The organism is Thomasclavelia sp. (assembly GCF_017889095.1).
Classification (GTDB): domain Bacteria; phylum Bacillota_I; class Bacilli_A; order Erysipelotrichales; family Coprobacillaceae; genus Thomasclavelia.
On record NZ_JAGHEW010000056.1, the window covers coordinates 1 to 5,643 of the forward strand.

Sequence of the window (5,643 nt, forward strand, 5' to 3'; positions counted from 1 at the left end):
TTAATCATTAGTACCAATACTCATTGTTTCAGGAAGAGTGCTGCCACCATCAATAACAATTTGAGAACCTGTTAAATAACTAGATTCATCACTGCCTAAAAAGGCAAATAATTCACCTACTTCAGTTGGCTTTGCCAGTCTTTGCATTGGAACATTACTGGCAATATCTTTAATTGCCTGTTCCGGATCATTTGGATTAGATTCCACTGCCATTTTTTCAACCATTGGTGTTCTTGCGTAGCCAAGCTGTGAACAATTAACGCGAATATTACGACTTGCATATTCTACTGCTAAACATTTAGTTAGACCAACTAAAGCTGATTTCGTCATTGCATAGGCAGCTTCACCAGCATCAGCTACAATGTCACCAGTAACACTAGAAGCAATGACAATACTACCGCCACCACCTTTTAACATTTCTTTAATTGCCGCTTGACACGTATTCCATACTCCTTTGATATTAACATCAATATGAAAATCGCGCATTTCATCGCTCATCTGTTCAAATGGGGCTAAGCGACAAACTCCAGCATTAGCGCAGGCAATATCTAATTTACCAAATTTTTCCACTGTTAATGCTACCGCTTCTTCCATCACTTGTTTATCAGCAACACTTCCAACATAAGTAATAATTTCACTATGATATTTTGCTTGTAATTTTTCTGCTACCTTTTTGACATCTGGTGAAATATCAACTAGACACATTTTTGCACCATATTTAGCATAAACCGTTGCAATCCCTTCACCTAAACCAGCTCCAGCACCAGTAATAATAGCTACTTTTCCATCTAATTTAGCCATTTTATCGCTCCTTTCTAATTAGTTATATTTTAACTCATTTTATCATTAGTTTCAAACAAGTTAAAAAGGTTGAGTTGCCTCAACCTAATCACTATACATAAATTCAAAGCTAGGATTTCCAATTTTTAAAGCAATACTATCTCTAGTAACCCCTTTGACAAAGAAACTGATTGTCTTGGAATTATTAAACGGAACATAGAAACGAATATTTTCTAATTCTTCTTTTAAAACATTATAATAAACTGTCTTGGAATCTAAAGAAACCTCATTGCTTTCAAGTACGATCATTAAACCCTGACTGCCATAACACATCGTTGGTATCATTTTAACGGAAATTTTATATTTTCCACCAACCATTACTGGCTCACTATATTTTTGTCTAGAATCTTCAACTAATTTAATTTCACTTTCAGTAATGGAATCTACTTTAGTAACCATTACATCATATAAACCACGTGTAAGTTTAAAATCATACGAGATCAAGATTTGGCTATTTATCTGATGTCTTAAAATAGTTTTACCAACAATAATATTATTTTCATAGTTGACCGAGCTTTTATTAGGAATAAATTCTAATAAATAATCAAATTCATCTTCCTGGTTACCTTTTACAGCATTAGCAGTTCTAACGTTACCATGTTTACTTTCAACTTTTATTGATTTTATCATTTATCTATCTCCTTAAAACCGCAAATCTTTATCCCCAGAATTCACTCTATTTTGATTAAAAATATCACGATCATCCTGGCGCTGATAGCCATCATACATACTCTTATAACCGCCGTTATTGTTGAAATTAGAGCGGATTATCGTTTTATTAATAAACACTAAAGCTACTAATAACATATAGATAAATACCATGATCTCATTATCCATTTTAAAAGTATTTATTCCTAGTTCTAATAACAATCCCGCCAGCAGTGCTGTAATGATCGAAGAAACAATGATCAACTTAGCATCATCATCTTTACCAGTTGCAAATAGCATTGAAGCAGAAATGACAAATCCAATGATGGCCGTAAAGACAATACGCATGATTGCATATAATAAATTCATCGCTGGTACATAACGATAAGTAAAGAAAGTTCGTGAATATTTACTGTTGCTAGATTGACTGATTGCATTTGACATTGCTGTTTCTAACTGATCAGCTTGATCAATATCGATAAAAACACCACCAGTTTGATCAGCAATTTCCTGCATTAAAACTGAATCAGCACTACCAAGTCCAACCGTAGAAATCGTGATATTATTATCGCGATAATCTTCTAATAAATTAGAAACAGCACTTGTATTAACACTAGCAATATCACTAGCCTCACCATCTGATAACAATAAAAACTTCGGTGCTTTACCGGCTTCTTTAACATTATCATCCTGATATTCATCTAACAATTTTTCCAAAGCAGCTTTAATATAAGTACCACCATTATTATTGACTTTAAATTCTTCTAAACCATCAGATTTAGGGGCCATTTCACGCTGACATTTTAGTGAATCATTAAAGCTGTAAATAGCATAAGGGAAATCATCATCCTGGTTAGCAATTATTTCTTCAATAGCGTCATATCTTTGATCATCAGGATCATTTCCATTCATTGAACTTGAATTATCAATGATAAATACATAAGAAGTAGGTTCCATATAAACATACTTTTCTTTTGAAAAATTCATTTCATAAATATATTCAAATAAAGTTGCTATAAATAAAGTAAGAACTAATGCAATGATCATAAAAATAAGATTCTTACCAGCACCATTTCTACTATTAGCCTGATTACCATTAAATGAACTATAAGCAAAAACAATCAAACCAGTTACTGCAAAAAAGATTGTAAAAGTAATTCCAACTGCTAGTGGTGACCATAAATCATCTTTAATCAAATTATAAATAAATCCTGAGCAAAAATACCCGGCAATTCCTCCAATGATACTAACAATCAAAGTAGCTATATCAAATGATTTGTTAGCTGGACTAGAATATTTTGTCTCATTAACAGGATTGGTATTTAAATTATTATTAGTATTATTACTACTAAATTCATCAAAATCATTAAAATCCATGACTACTCACCTCGCTTATAATTAACAATATATTGATCTGAATCATAACTTCTAGTAGAAATGATAAAGAATGAATTATCACGATAAAGATCATTAACATTTTTTAATAAATTATCATAATTTTGCACTAAATTATTAATATCCTGATTAGTACTTAAAGAAGCTGGTAATAGCAAATACGAAAAGACATCTTTAATATCTGTAAAATTTCGATTAATGATTCCTAGACTATGTTTGTAAGAAACATCATTTAAAACAGTATGATTTAAGAATAATTTTAAACGCTGTGATAATGATTGATTATTATTAATAATATCATTTACAAACTGTTTATCGATATTGTTTAATATTTCTTTAACTGAAAGATTAACACTAAATGATGGTAAGTTTTGAACATTTAAAACTTCTAGAGTACCACCATATTCACTTAATGTAAGTTCATCTAAGATATTTGCATAAAAATGATTCTTTTTAACAATTTCATTAATTATTTGTTTTAAAACAGAATCATTAGAAATGTTTTTTATAATCTGTTTTAAAATATCCTTTTCTTTATTTAAAACAATAATTTGTTGATGATAATTATATTCATCACTTAAATATCGATCCACATTTTCAAGATTCGAATCAATGACCTTTTTACCACTTAATTTAAAAATATTCTGGTCAATTTTTTCAATTCTTGATGTTAACACCTGAACAATCTGTTTTCCAATTTTACCAGGATCACAATCAATTGATGTCGATGAACTAATAATCTGCTTAATGATTTCTTGATACTGATGATCATCAATGGCAATATTTTCATATAATTGATCAACTAAATTCTTAACGACATTTTCATCTTTCAAGACTTTATTATAAAAGATTTTTTCTGGTGTATTCTTTTTAAACAGTGAAAATCCTTTTTTCTTCGGTGCTTCAGGTGCCTGATAATTTAATGGGACGTATTGATAACTATTACGTTCATTTACAACTAACATATCCCCAAACAATTTATCTAAAACCTGGTTAACATTTACTTCAAATGTTTCACTATCGATAAAACGGCTATCGATTTGTTTACCATAAATTTCCCGTAATAAACGACAAGTGATAAACTCAGAAATTCTTAAATAGTGTAAATACAAAGATGTCCAACAATAACCCTCATTATCAGTTTGTTTCATGTTGTAATCATCTCTAATTAGATTTAAAGCAATTAACTGGGCCTGTCTAGTTAAATTAGTATCGACAAATGGTATTTCAATATGAAAAATATTCTTCCATATTTCTTTACCCGCTTCAACAAATTTAAAAGCATTTTGATAATTATGATTCATCTGATTTTGATTAAACAATCCATATAAAGCTTTTTTAGATAAATTTAATCCTAAATACTCTAATTCTTTAAAACCCTCTTTTAAATTATCAACGATCGTTATACTGTTTTGATCATAAAAAACATCATTCATCAAAGTAATAAAAGCAATTCGAATATCATTATAACTTTTTCCTTGATTTGCGATTTCCATGATTGCATTTTTGATTTCATTAACAATTTCATCTTTTAAGATCGCCTGATTAATGACAATTTCTTTTAAGCTAGGTGCATTACTAAAAGAAGTGGTAAATGCATCTTTTAAAGATGCATTTACCTGCTGATAGCTTTCATCACCTAAATATATGACAATCACTACTGGAGTATTTACATAACCAGAATATTCTAGACTATATAATTCATTACAAAAAGCATTAATATCCTTTTTAATAATTTCTTTGTTTTCATTAAATTCTAAATTATTCATCATAGAACTCCTAATTTATTCCATACTAGTTAATAATAACTGATAGAATCGTTGTAAGTCTTTAGCTGGATTAGCTTCTTCTAATTCTAAATCAGTAATGTTGTAATTATCACCAACACCTTGCATATAAGCTTCGTCATTGATATCTTCCCAGTTAAATGGATCACCTAAGCATTCATCACCTAAAATATCTTTGATGTGATCAACATAAGCACTGAAATCAACTTCGTCACCATTTTCAATCAATTTGATTGTTTGTCCTTTCATTGCTTCCAGACGATTAGTTTCTAATTGACCAAATTTTCTAAAGACATTATATAAATAATATTTACGATCAAATGTTTTAGCCGTAACTAAATTAACAGTTACTGGTTCTTTGCCATTCATATAATTCCATACATTGGTATTTCCAGCTGTTTTTTGTTTAACAAAACCAGTTCTTAAACAGAAAGCAAATGTTTCAACATTATCGATAAATTGTTTATTTTGATCAAGGCTAGTTTTGATTTCATTGATCCATTCCTGAATCTTGGCAAACTTAGCATTATTCTTTTCAATTACATCCATATATTTGATTGATTTACGGATCCATTTATACATATCAGCAACGGGAACTGGTAAATCCTGATATTTAAAGCTTTCGTTTTCTGTTACGTCATTGTTTAGATCACGAATTCTTAAATCAATATCGGTATCACCAGTGCTAACTAAAACTGTATTGATCAAATATCCATTTGCTTTCATAAAATCAACTAAATCAAACGGACGATTTCTTTTAATCTGTTTAGTTAATACCTGTTTAAATTCATCTTCATCCGGTTCTTGAACGATATCTAATAATTCAATGACCCCTTTGTTAGTTGTTTCATCGATATATGATTTAATTGAATGTAACTTGTCAATCCCCTCATCAACTTCAGCTTTAACTTTCATTAACAGCTTATAATCAACGTTATTTTTTATAGTTTCCGGTACTTCATGACGAGCGGAA

Annotated in this window: 5 protein-coding genes; all 5 read right to left on the reverse strand. The window is 29.8% G+C overall.

Going from position 1 to position 5,643, the window contains the following annotated elements; all coding sequences use genetic code 11:
- A complete protein-coding gene (gene ucpA, locus J7M77_RS02440) occupies positions 1-801 on the reverse strand; it encodes an SDR family oxidoreductase UcpA (protein WP_296875609.1) in 801 nt (266 codons plus the stop codon).
- Positions 802-885: 84 nt separating this feature from the next.
- Positions 886-1,470 (reverse strand): hypothetical protein, encoded by a 585-nt coding sequence (locus J7M77_RS02445; protein ID WP_296875612.1) that lies wholly within the window; start codon positions 1,468-1,470, stop codon positions 886-888.
- A gap of 12 nt (positions 1,471-1,482) precedes the next feature.
- Positions 1,483-2,865: a vWA domain-containing protein gene (locus J7M77_RS02450; protein ID WP_296875613.1), complete on the reverse strand. Its 1,383-nt coding sequence runs from the start codon at positions 2,863-2,865 to the stop codon at positions 1,483-1,485.
- A gap of 2 nt (positions 2,866-2,867) precedes the next feature.
- Positions 2,868-4,652: a hypothetical protein gene (locus J7M77_RS02455; RefSeq protein ID WP_296875615.1), complete on the reverse strand. Its 1,785-nt coding sequence runs from the start codon at positions 4,650-4,652 to the stop codon at positions 2,868-2,870.
- 15 nt (positions 4,653-4,667) lie between these two features.
- On the reverse strand, positions 4,668-5,643 hold a 976-nt coding region (locus tag J7M77_RS02460; protein WP_296875616.1), incomplete at its 5' end, for a hypothetical protein.